Below are 16,108 nucleotides of genomic sequence, written 5' to 3' on the forward strand. Positions count from 1 at the left end.
GAACACCCGCAACATGTTCACGAACCGCTCGGGCCGGCCCAGATCGTGGATCAGCGAGTACAGCGACCCGCCCAGCGCGCACAGCGCGCCCACCTTGCCCGCCCGCGCCAGCCCCGGCCGGCCGGTCAGCTCCGCCGCCGCGGCCAGCGTGGACGACGCCCCCGCCAGCCCCCCGAGAAACAGGTAACCGCCGATGTCGTGCGCCTGCCAGGTCGGCTCGTTCAGCACCGGCAGCCCGTAGTAGGAACGCTGATCGGCCGGCAGCGCCACCGGACGCCGCCGCCTGCCGCCCGCCGAGCCCGGCGTCGCCTCCCGCTCGCTGCGGACCCCGGACTTGCCGTCCATCCTGACGTCGGTCTGGCTCATCTGCCCCTCCGGCCCTTCCAGCACATCGCCGCCACCCCGCCGAGCAGCGCGAGCGCGGCCACCCCGGCGTGTTTCCACATCGACGGCAGGTCCCTGGTGGTCACCACCGGGTCGGGCGGCAGCCCGTACACCTCGGGCTCGTCGAGCAGCAGGAAGAACGCCCCGGTGCCGCCCACGCCGTCGTCCGGGTCGTGCCCGTACAGGCGGGCCGAGGTGACGCCCGACCCCTGGACCTGCTCCAGCCGGCGCGCGGCCCGCTCGCGCAGCTCGTCCAGCTCGCCGAACTGGATGGAGTCGGTGGGGCAGGTCTTCGCGCAGGCCGGCTCCTGGCCGACCGACAGCCGGTCGTAGCACATCGTGCACTTGCCCACCCGGCCGTCGTGCTCCTTCTGGCCGATCACCCCGTACGGGCAGGCGGGCACGCAGTAGCCGCAGCCGTTGCACACGTCCTGCTGCACCACCACGGTGCCGAACTCCGAGCGGAACAGCGACCCGGTCGGGCACACGTCGAGACAGGCCGCGTGCGTGCAGTGCTTGCACACGTCGGAGGCCATCAGCCAGCGGAAGTCCATCTCGCCGACGCCCGGCTCCTGGTGGCCGAGCGGCTTGCGCTGCTCGACGAACGCCACGTGCCGCCAGGTGTCGCCGCCGAGGCCGACCGTGTTGTCGTAGGACATGCCGGTGAAGCCCAGCGCATCGTCCGGGATGGCGTTCCACTCCTTGCACGCCACCTCGCACGCCTTGCAGCCGATGCAGACGCTCGTGTCGGTGAAGAAGCCCATGCGCGGCGGATGGTCGCCGTACCCGGCTTCGAGCTCGGTGGTCACGGGGCTCACGCCTCCATTCCGGTGTGCTCGTCGATCCCGGCCCGCCGCCGGTAGTCCCCGACCAGCTCGGGCAGGGCGGGTCCGCGTGGCCGGCGGCCGGCCCTGATGTCCGCCGACAGGGCCTTGACCTCCTGGATGTGCGAGTTCGGGTCGAGCGAGATCGCCGACAGCTCGTTGGCCGCGTCGCCGCGCGCGATGCCGTTCGGACCGAAGTGGAACGGCAGCCCGATCTGGTGCACCACCTTGCCGTTGAGGTACAGCGACGGGATGCGGTCGGTGACCAGCACCCTGGCCTCGATGGCGTTGCGCGCGGTGATGATCGTGGCCCAGTCGCCGTGCGTGAGCCCGCGCTCGCGCGCCAGCTCGGGCGAGACCTCGCAGAACATCTCCGGCTGCAGCTCGGCCAGGTACGGCGTGCTCCGGCTCATCCCCCCGGCGGTGAAGTGCTCGGTCAGCCGGTACGTCGTCACCACGTACGGGTAGACCTGCGCGCCGGGCTGCGTGCCGCTGGGATGGTAGCGGTTCTGCTCGTGCGGATAGAGCTTGCGCGCTGGGTTGCGCTGGTAACCGTACAGCGGGTTGGCCAGCGGCGAGTCCTGTGGCTCGTAGTGGGTGGGCAGCGGCCCGTCCACCACCCCGGCCGGCGCGAACAGCCAGCCCTTGCCGTCGGCCTGCATGATGAACGGGTCGATGCCCGACAACGCGTCCACCCCGGTCGCCTCGGGCGCGGGACGGTAGTGCGGGCTCTTGCCCGCCTCGAAGTCGGGCACGTCGTAGCCGGTCCACCGGGCGGCGGACTCGTCCCACCAGACGAGCTTCTTGCGCTCGCTCCACGGGTGGCCGTCGGGGCGGGCCGAGGCCCGGTTGTAGAGCACCCGCCGGTTCGCCGGCCACGCCCAGGCCCACTCGGCGGCGATCCAGTCCTGCTCGTCGGCCGGTTTGCGGCGGGCGGCCTGGTTGACGCCGCCCGCGTACACGCCGCAGTAGATCCAGCAGCCGCACGCCGTGGTGCCGTCGTCCTTCAGCTCGGCGTAGCCGGACAGCGGGCGGCCGGCCGCGTCCCAGCCGTTGATCTCGGCCAGCACCGCCTCGGCCACCGGCTCGGCGCTTTCGCCCTCGACCGGGTAGTCCCAGGTCAGGTCGAGGAGCGGGGCGTCCATGCGATCGGTCGAGCCGGCCAGCTTCTGCCGGATGATCCGGCCGAGATGGTAGGCGAACCACAGGTCGCTGCGCGCGTCGCCGGCCGGTTCGACGGCCCGGTGATGCCACTGCAGCAGCCGGTTGGTGTTGGTGAAGCTGCCGCTCTTCTCGGTGTGCGCGGCGGCGGGGAAGAAGAACACCTCCGTCTCGATCTCGGACGTCTTCAGCTCCCCGGTCTCGATCTCCGGGCCGTCCTTCCACCAGGTGGCGCTCTCGATCAGGTTCAGGTCGCGGACGACCAGCCAGTCGAGGTTGGCCATGCCCAGCCGCTGCATCCTGGCGTTGGCCGAGCCCACGGCCGGGTTCTCGCCGAACAGGAAGTAGCCCTTGCACGTCCCCTCGACCTGGGCCAGCACGGTGTCGTAGGTGCTGTGGCTGCCGGTCAGCCTGGGCAGGTAGTCGAAGTGGAAGTCGTTGTCCGGCCGGGCCGTGGCGCCCCACCACGCCTTCAGCAGGCTGACCAGGTAGGCAGGCATGTTCGCCCAGAAGCCCTTGTGCGGGGCGTCGGCCTGCAGGAAGTCGCGCAGTTGCTGGTTCTCGTGGGCGTGCGGCATCGGGATGTAGCCGGGCAGCAGGTTGAACAGCGTCGGGATGTCGCTGGAGCCCTGGATGCTGGCGTGCCCGCGCAGCGCCTGGATGCCGCCGCCGGGCCGGCCGATGTTGCCCAGCAGCAGTTGCAGGATGCTCGCCGCGCGGATGAACTGCGAGCCGTCGCTGTGCTGGGTCCAGCCGACCGCGTAGACGAACTCGGCCGTCTTGTCCGGGCCGGAGTTCTCCGTCAGGTGCCGGCACACCTCGGCGAACAGCTCCGGCGGGACCCCGCACGTCTTTTGCACCATCTCGGGGGTGTAGCGGGTGAAGTGGCGGCGCAGGATCTGCAGCACGCAGCGCGGGTGGCGCAGGCTCTCGTCGCGCTGGGCCGAGCCGTCCATGGCCACGCCGCCGCTGCCGTGCATCTCGCCGCGCCCCGGCGGCACCTCGCCGAAGTGCTGCTCCCTGGCGCCGGACGCGGCGGCCACCCGCATGCCCTCGTACTGCCAGCTGTCCGGCCGGTAGGCGTGGGTGCCAGGGTCGAAGCCGGAGAACAGGCCGTCCAGGTCTTCGGCGTCGCGGTAGTCCTCGCGCACGATGGTGGCGGCGTTGGTGTAGTTCACCACGTACTCGCGGAAGTACTTCTCGTTCTCCAGGACATGGTTGATGATCCCGCCGAGGAACGCCACGTCGCTGCCCGCCCTGATCGGCACGTGCAGGTCGGCCAGCGCGCTGGTGCGGGTGAATCGCGGATCGACGTGGATGATCACCGCGCCGCGCGCCTTGGCCTCCATCACCCACTGGAAGCCCACCGGGTGCGCCTCGGCGAAGTTCGAGCCCTGGATGACCACGCAGTCGGAGTGCTGCAGGTCCTGCATGAACGTGGTGGCCCCGCCCCGGCCGAACGACGTGCCGAGCCCGACCACGGTCGAGCTGTGACACACGCGGGCCTGGTTCTCGATCTGCACCACGCCCAGCGCCGTCAGCAGCTTCTTGATCAGGTAGTTCTCCTCGTTGTCGAGCGTCGCGCCGCCCAGGCTCGCGATGCCCATGGTCCTGGCCGTCTTGCGGCCGTCGCGCTCCCACTCCCAGCTCGCCCGCCGCGTCTCGATGACCCGGTCGGCCACCATGTCCATGGCGGTCTCCAGGTCGATCTCCTGCCAGTCGGCCCCGCCGGGCGGCCGGTACAGCGCCGTGCGCCGCCGTCCTGAGCCGGTGGTGAGCTGGAGGCTGGCCGCGCCCTTCGGGCACAGCCTGCCGCGGCTGATGGGGGAGTCCGGGTCGCCCTCGATCTGGACGACCTTCTCATCCCGGACGTAGACGTTCTGGGCGCACCCGACCGCGCAGTACGGGCACACCGACTTGACCACCCGGTCGGCGTCGGCGGTGCGGGCCCGCAGCTGCCCGGTGGCCGCGGACTTGGCGGCGGCGGCCCGGCCGAGCAGGTCGCCGGTGGTCAGCTGCTTGAGCAGCGGCCAGGTCCAGCGCATCGCTCAGCCCCCCGCCGTGAGCCGGTCGCCGCGGGCGCGCCGCCTGACCCAGGCCCGGACGTCGTCACGCCCGGCCGGGTTCACCTCGCGCGGGTTGACCAGCCGCTGCGAGCGCGACGTCAGCACCCCGGCCCGCCCGGGACCCACGGTGCCGCTCCTGTCGGCAGGGACCCCCGTCGCGATCAGGTACGCCTGCCCGGCCGGTATGCCCAGCCGCGTGCCGACGTCCTCGTAGTCGAATCCCTGCGACAGCAGCCGCAGCACCTGCTCCTTGCTCGGCATCGTTCCCCCCGGCGCCATGCCCTGCCGGACTCCTGCCCTGCTCCCAGGCCGGGGAAACGAACATCGTCCCAGGTCAAGCGGATATGTCAGGGGCGCGGCTCAGGAGTAGGCGGCCACCATGCCGACGATCACGCCGATCAGGCCGAGCGTGGTGACCGCCCAGCCGCCCCACACCGCCGCCCGGCGCCGCGTGCCCGCCCAGTACGCGATCACGTACGGCAGGAACCCCAGGCAGCCCAGCCCGAGCGCGGGCAGGGTCATCGCGGCCAGCACGCCCCTGGTCCCGTTCGGCACGGCGCGGTCGCCTTCCGGCGTGAGCTGGGCCGGCGTCACGTCGCCGGCGGTGGAGTCGGGGGAGGCGGCCACCGGCACCGCGGGGCCGCCGTCGTCGGGCAGGAACAGGCCCTTGCAGTCGTAGCGCCCCTTGCCCAGCGACTCGCACGACTCCACGGTCAGCGTGCCGGGCGTGCCGAGCCGGCCGGTGGCGAGCTGGAAGTCCGGCACCGAGAAGACGATCGGCATGATCCCGAGCGCCAGCCAGAGCAGGATCAGGATGACCCGGCCGATCCGCCCGGGGCCGCGGCCGTTCTTGCCCTCGGGTGTGACGAACTGCAGATCAGACAGGAAATCGCTCATGAGGCCCGATCCTGCCCGGCGTCACTTGGGAGCCGCCTGCAGAGCGCTGTAAGCCGAGTGATCATGCATCGTTTGGGCGTTTTGTCCAAATCTCAGCATGTGAGCGCGAAAGTCGCCCTGGCTTGCATGTTCATCCTCTTGTGTGCATCATCTTTAACAGTAAGGTCATGAGAGAGAGTGCATGAATATGCAGGAGGTCAGGATGAGGGCAGCCGTCGCGGGAGCCAGCGGCTACGCGGGAGGAGAACTGCTCCGCCTGCTGCTCGCGCACCCCCGCATCGAGATCGGCGCGCTGACCGCGGCCTCCAGCGCGGGCAGCCCGCTCGGCGCGCACCAGCCCCACCTGCCGCAGCTCGCCGACCGCGTCATCGAGGACACTACCCCTCAGACGCTCGCCGGGCACGACGTGGTCTTCCTGGCCCTGCCGCACGGACACTCGGCCGCCGTCGCCGCGGAGCTCGGCGACGACACGCTGGTCGTCGACTGCGGCGCCGACCACCGGCTCGCCGACCCCGCCGCCTGGCAGGAGTTCTACGGCGGCGAGCACGCCGGCACCTGGCCCTACGGCCTGCCCGAGCTGCCCGGCCAGCGTGACCTGCTCAAGGACGCCACCCGCATCGCCGTCCCCGGCTGCTACCCGACCTCCGTGCTGCTGGCCCTGTTCCCCGCGTTCGCCGCCGGGCTGGCCGAGCCGGACGTCGTCGTGGTCGCCGCCTCCGGCACCAGCGGCGCCGGCAAGTCGCTCAAGCCGAACCTGCTCGGCAGCGAGGTCATGGGCTCGGTCAGCGCGTACGGCGTGGGCGGCGGCCACCGGCACACCCCCGAGATGGAACAGGGGCTCAGCGCGGTCGCCGGGCACCCCGTCCGCGTGTCGTTCACCCCGACGCTGGCCCCGATGAGCCGCGGCATCCTGGCCACCTGCACCGCCCCCGCCGCGCCCGGGCTGACCAAGGAGGCGCTGCGGACGGCGTACGAGGTCGCCTACAAGTCCGAGCCGTTCGTCCGGCTGCTGCCCGAGGGCGCCTGGCCGGCCACCGCCATGACCTACGGCGCCAACACCGCCGCCCTGCAGGTGACGCTCGACGAACGCGCGGGCCGCGTGGTCGCCGTCATCGCCATCGACAACCTCACCAAGGGCACGGCGGGAGGCGCGATCCAGAGCGCCAACCTCGCCCTCGGCCTGCCAGAAGAGCTCGGACTTCCCGTGAATGGAGTTGCACCGTGAGCGTTACAGCACCCCTCGGCTTCAGGGCCGTGGGCATCGCCGCAGGCATCAAGGCCGGCGGCGCACGTGACCTGGCACTCGTCGTCAACGACGGGCCCAGCCGCGCCGCCGCCGGCGTCTTCACCGCCAACCGCGTGAAGGCCGCCCCGGTGCTGTGGTCGCAGCAGGTGCTCACGGGCGGGCGGCTGCGCGCGGTCGTGCTCAACTCCGGCGGCGCCAACGCCTGCACCGGCCCGGAAGGCTTCCAGGACACCCACGCCACCGCCGAGAAGGTCGCCGAGGTCCTGCAGGACTCGGCCGGCGAGATCGCCGTCTGCTCGACCGGGCTGATCGGCGAGCGGCTGCCCATGCAGGCCCTGCTGGCCGGCGTCGAGAACGCCGCCGGCCAGCTCTCCCGCGACGGCGGCCTGGCCGCGGCCGACGCCATCCGCACCACCGACACCGTCTCCAAGATCTCCTTCAAGCGGGCCGCCGGCTACATGGTGGGCGGCATGGCCAAGGGCGCCGGCATGCTCGCCCCCGCCCTGGCCACCATGCTCTGCGTGATCACCACCGACGCCGACGTGAGCAGCGAGCAGCTCGACGCGGTGCTGCGCCGCGCCACCGCCAAGACGTTCGACCGCCTCGACTCCGACGGCTGCATGTCCACCAACGACACCGTGCTGCTGCTGGCCAGCGGCGCCTCCGGCGTCACGCCCGACCTGGCGGAGTTCGAGCAGAAGGTCACCGAGGTCTGCGCCGACCTGGCCAGGCAGCTCCTGGTCGACGCCGAGGGCGCGTCCAAGGCCATCGCCATCGAGGTGATCGGCGCCGCGTCCGAGCAGGACGCCGTCACCGTCGGCCGCACGGTCGCCCGCTCGAACCTGCTCAAGTGCGCCGTCCACGGCGAGGACCCCAACTGGGGCCGGGTGCTGGCCGCGGTCGGCACCACCGACGCCGTCTTCGAGCCCGACCGGCTGAACGTGGCCATCAACGGCATCTGGGTCTGCCGCGGCGGCGGCGTCGGCGACGACCGCGCCAAGGTGGACATGCGCCCGCGCGACGTCACCATCACCGTCGACCTGTCGGCCGGCGCGCACACGGCCACCGTGTACACCACGGACCTGACGGCCGAGTACGTCCACGAGAACTCGGCGTACTCCTCGTGAGGGCCAACGGCGCGCTCGGCAAGGCGGCCACGCTGATCGAGGCGCTGCCCTGGCTGGCCCGCTTCCACGGCGCGACGGTCGTCATCAAGTACGGCGGCAACGCGATGACCGAGGAGTCGCTCAAGGAGGGCTTCGCCGAGGACATCATCTTCCTGCACTACGCCGGGCTCAAGCCGGTCATCGTGCACGGCGGCGGCCCGCAGATCAGCAGGCAGCTCGACCTGCTCGGCATCGAGTCCACGTTCACCGCCGGGCTGCGCGTCACCACCCCCGAGGCCATGCAGGTGGTGCGGATGGTCCTGGTCGGCCAGGTCAACCGCGACATCGTCGGCCTGGTCAACCGGCACGGCCCGTTCGCGGTCGGCATGTCGGGCGAGGACGCGCACCTGTTCACCGCCGAGCGCAAGTACGCCGTCGTCGACGGCGAGCCGGTCGACATCGGCCAGGTCGGAGAGATCGTCAAGGTCGACCCGGGCGCCGTGCGGGCGCTGCTGGACGACGGCCGCATCCCGATCGTCTCCAGCATCGCCAGGGGCGACGACGGCGAGATCTACAACGTCAACGCCGACACCGCCGCCGCCGCGCTGGCCGTGGCGCTGAGCGCGCAGAAGCTCATCGTGCTGACCGACGTCGAAGGCCTGTACGCCAACTGGCCCGACGACACCGACGTGATCGACCAGCTCGGCGCGGACGAGCTGGCCGAGATGCTGCCCCGCCTGTCCAGCGGCATGGTGCCCAAGATGGAGGCGTGCCTGACCGCGGTCCAGGGCGGCGTGCCCCAGGCCCACGTGCTCGACGGCCGCGTCCCCCACTCCCTCCTGCTCGAGATCTTCACCAACGAAGGAATCGGAACCATGGTGATGCCCTGATGAGCCTTTTCGAGAGGTTCGAGAACGCCTTCATGCCCAACTACGGCGTCCCGCCCGTCGCGCTGGCCCGCGGCGAGGGCACCCGCGTCTGGGACGTCGACGGCAAGGAGTACCTCGACTTCATCGCCGGCATCGCGGTCACCTCGCTCGGCCACGCCCACCCGGCCGTCGTCGAGGCGGTGTCCCGTCAGGTCGCCACCCTCGCGCACACCAGCAACCTGTTCCTGCACGAGCCCGAGGTGCTGCTGGCCGAGAAGCTGCTCGGCCTGCTGGACGCCCCCGCCAGGGTGTTCTTCGCCAACTCCGGCACCGAGGCCAACGAGGCCGCCTACAAGCTGGCCGTCAAGTACGGCAAGCGCGAGGGCCGCTCCTACTTCGTGGCCGCGGAGAACGGCTTCCACGGCCGGACCATCGGCGCGCTGTCGCTGACCGGCAAGAAGGCCATCCGCGACCAGTTCGGCCCGTTCCCGGTCGAGGTCAGGTTCGTCCCCTACGGCGACGCCGACGCGCTCAAGGAGGCCGTCACCGGCGACTGCATCGCGCTGTTCCTGGAGCCGACCCAGGGCGAGGCCGGCGTGGTCCCGCCGCCCGACGGCTACCTGAAGGCGGCCCGCGAGATCTGCGACGCCACCGGCGCGCTGCTGGTCTGCGACGAGATCCAGTCCGCCATCGGCCGCAGCGGCCACTGGTTCGCCCACCAGGCCGACGGCGTCACCCCCGACCTGCTGACCCTGGCCAAGGGCCTGGGCGGCGGACTGCCGATCGGCGCCTGCGTCGGTTTCGGCCCGGCCGGAACCCTGTTCGACAAGGGCGACCACGGCTCGACGTTCGGCGGCAACCCGGTCTCGTGCGCCGCCGCGCTGGCCGTGCTCGACCACCTCGACCTCGACCACGTGCGACAGGCCGCGACCCGGCTGCGCACCGGGCTCGAAGCGGTCGCGCACCCGCTGCTGAAGGGCGTGCGCGGGCGCGGCCTGTGGCTGGCCGCGGTGCTCGCCGAACCGGTCGCGCCGCAGGTGCAGCAGGCCGCCGCCGCAGCCGGGTTCCTGGTCAACGCCGTCCAGCCCGACGCGATCCGCATCGCGCCGCCGCTGGTCGTCACCGCCGGCGAGATCGACGCCCTCGTGGCCGCGTTCCCCGGGATCCTCGCGGAGGCCGCCCAGTGACCCGCCACTTCCTGCGTGACGACGACCTGACCCCCGGCGAGCAGGCGGCCGTGCTCGACCTGGCCGACGCGATGAAGAAGGACCGCTTCGGCTACCGGCCCTTCGACGGGCCGCGCAGCGTCGCGCTGCTGTTCGACAAGCCGTCCACCAGGACCAGGATCTCCTTCGCCGTCGGCGTCGGCGAGCTCGGCGGGCTGCCGCTGGTCCTCGACGGCGGCAGCTCCCAGATGGGCCGCGGCGAGTCGATCGAGGACACCGCCCGGGTGCTGGAGCGCCAGTGCGCCGCGATCGTGTGGCGCACCGGCGGCCAGGAACGCATCGAGGCCATGGCCGCGGCCTCCCGTGTGCCGGTGGTGAACGCCCTCACCGACGAGTTCCACCCCTGCCAGATCCTGGCCGACCTGCAGACCATCCGCGAGCACAAGGGCGCGCTGACCGGCCTGACCTTCTGCTACCTCGGCGACGGCGCCAACAACATGGCGCACTCCTACCTGCTCGGCGGCGCGCTGGCCGGCATGCACGTGTGGATCGGCTGCCCCGACGGCTACACCCCCGACCCCGCCGTGGTCGACGCGGCCGCCGCCATCGCCGAGACCACCGGCGCCACCGTGCACGTCGTCTCCGACCCGGAGACCGCCGTCGCCGGCGCCGACGTGCTCGCCACCGACACCTGGGTGTCGATGGGCCAGGACGGCAAGGACGAACGGGTCAAGGCGCTCATGCCGTACCAGGTGGACGCCGCGAAGCTGGCGCTCACCAGGGACGCCATCGTGCTGCACTGCCTGCCCGCCTACCGCGACCACGAGATCACCGCCGAGGTGCTCGACGGCCCGAACAGCGTCGTGTGGGACCAGGCGGAGAACCGGCTGCACGCGCAGAAGGCGCTGCTGCACTGGCTGGTGACGAATCCGTGACGATTCCGATGACCAAGGCCGCGCGCCAGGCGAAGATCACCGAGCTGCTCCAGCGGCAGGCCGTGCGCTCCCAGCCGGAGCTGGCCAAGCTGCTGGCCGAGAGCGGCGTCGAGGTCACGCAGGCCACCCTCTCGCGCGACCTGGACGAGCTGGGCGCGCTGAAGCTGCGCGCCGACGACGGCTCGCTGGTCTACGCGCTGCCCGGCGAGGGCGGCGGGCGCATCCCGCTGACCCGCGTCGGCACCGGCGAGTCGCCGGACGCGCGGCTGCACCGCATCGCCGAGGAACTGCTGGTCAGCGCCGAGGCGTCGGCCAACCTGGTCATGGTCAGGACGCCGCCCGGCGCCGCCCAGTTCCTCGCCTCGGCCATCGACCACGCCGACTGGGAGTCGATCCTGGGCACGGTCGCCGGCGACGACACGATCCTCGTGATCAGCCGCCACCCGACGGGCGGCCAGGCGCTGGCCGAGGCCCTGCTGAAGGCCGCCGACCGGCGGACGGGAAACACCGGAGAAGTGAAATGACGTGGCGAGCCGGCTCGGCCGGGCTCTTCTCCTCGCCGATCGAGATCGCGGCCACGCGAGACGCGAAGAAGGGATGACGTGCACTATGGTCGCGGGGGAAACGGAGGAGATGACGGTGAGTGATGGCAAGCCGATGCGGCTGTGGGGCGGACGCTTCGAGAGCGGCCCGTCCGACGCGCTGGCCCGGCTGTCGGTGAGTGTGCACTTCGACTGGCGGCTGGTGCCGTACGACCTGGCGGCGTCCCGGGCGCACGCCCGTGTCCTGCACCGGGCCGGGCTGCTGAGCGACGAGGAGCTCGAGCGCATGATCGGCGCGCTCGACGACCTGGAGCGCGCCTGCAAGGCGGGCGAGTTCCGGCCGACCGTCGCCGACGAGGACGTGCACACGGCGCTGGAGCGCGGCCTGCTCGAACGGCTCGGCTCGCTCGGCGGCAAGCTGCGCGCCGGACGCAGCCGCAACGACCAGATCGCCACCGACCTGCGGCTCTACCTGCGAGACCACGTCCGGACGATCGTCTCCAGGCTGGTCGAGCTGGAGACCGCGCTGATGGCCCAGGCCGAGCAGCACGCCGAGACCGCCGCCCCCGGCATGACCCACCTGCAGCACGCCCAGCCGGTCTCGTTCGGCCACCAGCTGCTCGCGCACGTGCACGCCTTCGCCCGTGACGCCGACCGGCTCACCGACTGGGACAAGCGCGCCGCGATCTGCCCGCTCGGCTCGGGCGCGCTGGCCGGCTCGTCGCTGCCGCTCGACCCGCAGGCCGTGGCCGAGGAGCTGGGCTTCTCCGCCGCCGCGCCCAACTCGATGGACGCCGTCGCCGACCGCGACTTCGCCGCCGAGTTCCTGTTCGACGCGGCCATGATCGGCGTGCACCTGTCCAGGCTGGGCGAGGAGATCGTCCTGTGGGCCTCGCAGGAGTTCCGCTGGATCGAGATGGACGACGCCTACTCCACCGGCTCGTCGATCATGCCGCAGAAGAAGAACCCCGACGTGGCCGAGCTGGCCAGGGGCAAGTCCGGGCGGCTGATCGGCAACCTGATGGCGATGCTGACCACGCTCAAGGGCCTGCCGCTGACCTACAACCGCGACCTGCAGGAGGACAAGGAGCCCGTGTTCGACACCGTCGACACGCTGCTGCTCGTCCTGCCCGCCATGGCCGGTCTGGTCGCCACCATGCGGGTCAACACCGCGCGGCTCGAGGCGTCGGCCCCCGACGGGTTCGCGCTGGCCACCGACCTGGCCGAGCTGCTGGTGCGGCGCGGCGTGCCGTTCCGCGAGGCGCACGAGGCGGTCGGCCACCTGGTGGTGTGGTGCCAGGTCAACGACAAGGACCTGGGCGAGCTGACCGACGACGAACTGGTCAAGGTCTCCTCGCACCTGACCCCCGACGTGCGCGACGTGCTCAACGTGCCCGGCGCGCTGGCCGCGCGCAAGGCGTACGGCGGCACCGCGCCCGACCGGGTGCGCGACCAGCTCATCGCGCTGCGCGAGTCCGTCGACGGCCAGGCCGCCTGGGCCGCGGGGAGCTGAGCCCGCCCCGCATGGACGTGACGGCGCTGCCGCGCGGCTTCTTCGACCGGCCCTCCCACGAGGTCGCGCCCGAACTGCTCGGGCGGGTCCTCGTGCACGGGCCGGTCGCCGTGCGCCTGACCGAGGTCGAGGCGTACGGCGGCCCGGGCGAGGACCCGGCGGCGCACACCTACCGCGGCAAGACGCCCAGGAACGCGGTGATGTTCGGCCCGCCCGGCCACCTGTACGTGTACTTCACCTACGGGATGCACTTCTGCGCGAACCTGGTCTGCCTGCCCGAAGGGTCGGGTTCGGCGGTGCTGCTGCGGGCCGGCGAGGTGGTGGCCGGCCTCGACCTGGCCCGCGACCGGCGGTCTGGCGGCCGTTCCGTGTCTGCCCGCTCTGTGCCCGACCGTGCTGTGCCCGATCGGGACCTGGCAAGGGGGCCGGCGCGGCTGGCGGTGGCGCTCGGCCTGGCCCGCGCGCACAACGGGCTCGACGCCGTGTGGGAGGGCGCCCCCGGCGCGCCGCACACCCTCATCGACCGCTCCGCGCACGACCCGCGCGGCGGACTGTCCGGCCTGCCGGAAGGCTCGGCCGCGGTGCTCGAAGGCACCCCGGCCGACCCCGCGCTGATCAGGTCAGGCCCGCGTACCGGTATTTCGACCGCCAAGGAGACCCCCTGGCGGTTCTGGATCGACGGCGACCCGACCGTGTCGCCGTACCGGGCTCACGTGCCACGCCGGCGCAGCGCCGCGGCCACCTCCGTGGGAGAGGCGCCGAGCTCGTGAGGGCTGAAGATGTGCAGGTGGTCGCCGGTGTCGATCTCCAGCATCTCGCTGCGCAGCCCCCAGCGCCTGCGCACGTCCACCTTGATGTCCCAGATCGACTCCCACGGGACGTGCCGCTTGCCCGCGAACCCGTGCACCACCGTGATGCCGCTCTCGTCGGCCGACAGGCGCACCGGGACCAGCAGGTCACGCAGCCCCATCCCACCCACGAGCAGGGCCGCGGGAACGCCCAGGAGCACGCCGCGCACGTCACCCTGGACGTACCAGTAGACGGCGAGCCCGGCACATGCCAGACCCCCTAAGATCTTGAAAACGGCCAGCTCGCGACGGACCCTCCACATGGACACCCAGGGTATCCAAGTGGCGGGCATCCCCCCTGATCGGGCAGGCTTATGGCATTCGTCATCAACCCAGGGAAGCCAGATCACCGTGACCGACATCCTCGACGACCTCGCGTGGCGAGGCCTGATCGCACAGTCCACCGACCTCGACGCCCTGCGCGCGTCCATGGCCAAGGGACCGATCACGGTCTATTCCGGTTTCGACCCCACCGCGCCCTCCCTGCACGTCGGGCACTTCGTGCCGCTGCTCACGCTGCGCCGGTTCCAGCTCGCCGGGCACCGCCCGATCGGCCTGGTGGGCGGGGCGACCGGCCTGATCGGCGACCCCAGCGGCCGTAACACCGAGCGCTCGCTCAACTCCACCGAGATCGTCGCGGAATGGGTGGAGCGCCTGCGCGGCCAGGTCGGCCGCTTCCTCGACTTCGACGCCCAGGCCAACCCGGCGCTCATGGTCAGCAACCTCGACTGGACCGGCGAGCTGAGCGCCATCGACTTCCTGCGCGACATCGGCAAGCACTTCCCGGTGAACCGCATGCTGGCCAGGGAGTCCGTCTCCGCCCGCCTGTCCGGTGAAGGGCTGAGCTACACCGAGTTCAGCTACCAGATCCTCCAGTCGAACGACTACCTGGAGCTGTTCCGCCGCTACAACTGCACGCTGCAGATCGGCGGCAGCGACCAGTGGGGCAACATCACCGCCGGGGCCGACCTGGTCAGGCGTATCGAGGGCGGGCACGTCCACGCGCTCACGCTGCCGCTGATCACCAAGGCCGACGGCACCAAGTTCGGCAAGACCGCCGGCGGCGCGCTCTGGCTCGACCCCGCGATGACCTCGCCCTACGCCTTCTACCAGTACTTCCTCAACGCCGACGACCGCGACGTGATCCACTACCTCAAGGTGTTCACGTTCAAGACGCGCGAGGAGATCGAGGCGCTGGAGAAGGCCGTCGCGGAACGCCCCTTCGCCCGCGAGGCGCAGCGCACGCTGGCCGAGGACCTCACCGAGCTGCTGCACGGCAAGCAGGAGCTCGACGCGGTGGTCGCGGCGTCCAAGGCGCTGTTCGGCCAGGGCTCGCTCGACGAGCTGCCCGCCGCCACCCTCGACGCCGCGCTCGCCGAGGTGCCCAAGGCCGAGGTGCCCGCGCTCGGCGCCTCGTTCGTCGATCTGCTGGCCGACAGCGGAGTGGTCGAGTCGAAGTCGGCCGCCCGGCGGGCGGTCAAGGAGGGCGGCGCGTACCTCAACAACGTCAAGATCACCGACGAGTCGTACGTGCCCGGCGCGGACGACCTGCTGCAGGGCAGGTTCCTGGTGCTGCGGCGCGGCAAGAAGTCGATCGGCGGCGTCGTCGTCGGCTGAGTCGTCGTCGGTTGAGGCGTTGTCTGCTGAGGTGCTGTCGGCTGAGGCGTTGTCGACTCACCTGACCATGAGCTGACCTGACCGCGAGCGGAGCGGCCACAAGCAGTGTGGGACCGCAGGCAGTGTGGGACCGACCGCAAGCAGCAGCGTGGGGTCACGAGCAGCAGGTGAGGCCCATGAGCGGAGCGGGCCCGTCCGGTGGCGGACGGGCCCGCTTTCGCGTGCTGTCGCCTCGCCCCCATGGGGTTCACCGGCGGATGAACAGCGCCACGGTGAGCCCGGGAAGATCCCCGGAGTGCTTCGCGAGCGCCCGCTCGAAGCCGGCCCGCTCGACCGCCTCGACGCGGCCGAGCCCGCTCCCCGCCTGCTTGGTGCCGCGCCAGACCACCCAGACCCGGTCGCGCCCCTTCAGCGCGGCGGCCACGTCCGTACGTTCCGGATAGCCGAAACCGGTGGGATCGGGGGAGTCACCGGCTCTGAGCACGTCATCGGGCATGGCCGAGTCGGCGTAGTAGTCGAATCCGGCGCGTACCTGGCTCTGTCCGTACACGATCGCGTCCCCGGGCTCGGCCTTGATCACCCGAAGCGCCCACGGCACGTTCTCGAAGCGCCCGTTCTCCTGGCGAAGGTCCACGTGCTCACTGAACGACAGCCCGGCCGCCAGCAGGACCACCACCACCCCGGCCACGACCGGCAGCCGAGGCGCGCTCGCCGCGGCGATCCCGGCCAGCAGGGCCAGCGCGGGCGCGGTGACGAACAGGTAGCGGTCGACGTAGACCGGCGTCACCAGATGGGACACCACGAGCAGCAGGACCGGCGGCAACACCAGCCACCCGAGCAGCGCCACCGCCCACAGCCGCCGCTCCCCGCCCGCCGTCGCGGCGGTGGTCTTCTCGTTCTGGGCGCTGCATCGCGCGGCCGAGCGGCCGTCGGG

The 16,108-nt window shown here is 71.8% G+C and carries 15 protein-coding genes and 1 pseudogene; 9 read left to right on the plus strand and 7 right to left on the minus strand.

The features are described from left to right. From nrfD to HII36_RS45855, 5 genes are all read right to left on the minus strand, one after another. A partial coding sequence (gene nrfD, locus HII36_RS45835) for an NrfD/PsrC family molybdoenzyme membrane anchor subunit (RefSeq protein ID WP_173529653.1) occupies window positions 1-366 on the minus strand: 366 nt, incomplete at its 3' end. Then, window positions 363-1,148: a 4Fe-4S dicluster domain-containing protein gene (locus HII36_RS45840; RefSeq protein WP_173529665.1), complete on the minus strand. Its 786-nt coding sequence runs from the start codon at window positions 1,146-1,148 to the stop codon at window positions 363-365. The genes HII36_RS45840 and nrfD, both read right to left, overlap by 4 nt. 50 nt (window positions 1,149-1,198) lie before the next feature. After that, entirely contained in the window at window positions 1,199-4,414 is a 3,216-nt protein-coding gene (gene fdh, locus HII36_RS45845) for a formate dehydrogenase (protein ID WP_173529654.1), read from the minus strand. 3 nt (window positions 4,415-4,417) lie between these two features. After that, window positions 4,418-4,714: a hypothetical protein gene (locus tag HII36_RS45850; RefSeq protein ID WP_217370783.1), complete on the minus strand. Its 297-nt coding sequence runs from the start codon at window positions 4,712-4,714 to the stop codon at window positions 4,418-4,420. Window positions 4,715-4,795: 81 nt separating this feature from the next. Beyond that, entirely contained in the window at window positions 4,796-5,332 is a 537-nt protein-coding gene (locus HII36_RS45855; protein WP_173529655.1) for a hypothetical protein, read from the minus strand. A 202-nt stretch (window positions 5,333-5,534) separates the two neighbouring features. Between HII36_RS45855 and argC the strand changes: the two genes are divergently transcribed. The 8 genes from argC (at window position 5,535) to HII36_RS45895 (ending at window position 13,479) form a co-directional block, all read left to right on the plus strand. Next, window positions 5,535-6,557, plus strand: a complete 1,023-nt coding sequence (argC, locus tag HII36_RS45860; protein WP_173529656.1) for an N-acetyl-gamma-glutamyl-phosphate reductase — start codon at window positions 5,535-5,537, stop codon at window positions 6,555-6,557. Then, complete coding sequence (argJ, locus tag HII36_RS45865) at window positions 6,554-7,705, plus strand: bifunctional glutamate N-acetyltransferase/amino-acid acetyltransferase ArgJ (RefSeq protein WP_173529657.1); 1,152 nt, start codon at window positions 6,554-6,556, stop codon at window positions 7,703-7,705. Before argC ends, argJ begins: the two co-directional genes overlap by 4 nt. Then, window positions 7,702-8,574 carry an acetylglutamate kinase gene (argB, locus tag HII36_RS45870; RefSeq protein WP_173529658.1) on the plus strand — a complete coding sequence of 291 codons (873 nt, stop codon included), beginning with the start codon at window positions 7,702-7,704 and terminating at the stop codon, window positions 8,572-8,574. Before argJ ends, argB begins: the two co-directional genes overlap by 4 nt. Beyond that, on the plus strand, window positions 8,574-9,740 hold the full coding sequence (locus HII36_RS45875; protein WP_173529659.1) for an acetylornithine transaminase: 1,167 nt from the start codon (window positions 8,574-8,576) through the stop codon (window positions 9,738-9,740). The genes argB and HII36_RS45875 overlap by 1 nt, the downstream gene beginning before the upstream one ends. Continuing rightward, window positions 9,737-10,654 (plus strand): ornithine carbamoyltransferase, encoded by a 918-nt coding sequence (argF, locus tag HII36_RS45880; RefSeq protein WP_173529660.1) that lies wholly within the window; start codon window positions 9,737-9,739, stop codon window positions 10,652-10,654. Before HII36_RS45875 ends, argF begins: the two co-directional genes overlap by 4 nt. A gap of 8 nt (window positions 10,655-10,662) precedes the next feature. Beyond that, a complete protein-coding gene (locus HII36_RS45885; RefSeq protein WP_173529667.1) occupies window positions 10,663-11,178 on the plus strand; it encodes an arginine repressor in 516 nt (171 codons plus the stop codon). A 109-nt stretch (window positions 11,179-11,287) separates the two neighbouring features. After that, a complete protein-coding gene (gene argH, locus HII36_RS45890) occupies window positions 11,288-12,709 on the plus strand; it encodes an argininosuccinate lyase (RefSeq protein WP_173529661.1) in 1,422 nt (473 codons plus the stop codon). A gap of 11 nt (window positions 12,710-12,720) precedes the next feature. Next, window positions 12,721-13,479 (plus strand): DNA-3-methyladenine glycosylase, encoded by a 759-nt coding sequence (locus HII36_RS45895; protein WP_173529662.1) that lies wholly within the window; start codon window positions 12,721-12,723, stop codon window positions 13,477-13,479. On the opposite strand, the gene HII36_RS45900 is transcribed toward HII36_RS45895, so the two are convergent. Further along, window positions 13,419-13,820 carry a PH domain-containing protein gene (locus HII36_RS45900; protein WP_173529663.1) on the minus strand — a complete coding sequence of 134 codons (402 nt, stop codon included), beginning with the start codon at window positions 13,818-13,820 and terminating at the stop codon, window positions 13,419-13,421. The two genes, HII36_RS45895 and HII36_RS45900, sit on opposite strands and share 61 nt — an antisense overlap. An 88-nt stretch (window positions 13,821-13,908) precedes the next feature. Between HII36_RS45900 and tyrS the strand changes: the two genes are divergently transcribed. After that, entirely contained in the window at window positions 13,909-15,174 is a 1,266-nt protein-coding gene (tyrS, locus tag HII36_RS45905; RefSeq protein WP_173529664.1) for a tyrosine--tRNA ligase, read from the plus strand. A gap of 247 nt (window positions 15,175-15,421) precedes the next feature. Here the strand turns inward: tyrS and HII36_RS45910 are convergent. Beyond that, window positions 15,422-16,108: pseudogene (locus HII36_RS45910) on the minus strand (hypothetical protein); the annotation flags it as partial.

It is taken from the genome of Nonomuraea antri, assembly GCF_013283785.1.
GTDB lineage: Bacteria > Actinomycetota > Actinomycetes > Streptosporangiales > Streptosporangiaceae > Nonomuraea > Nonomuraea antri.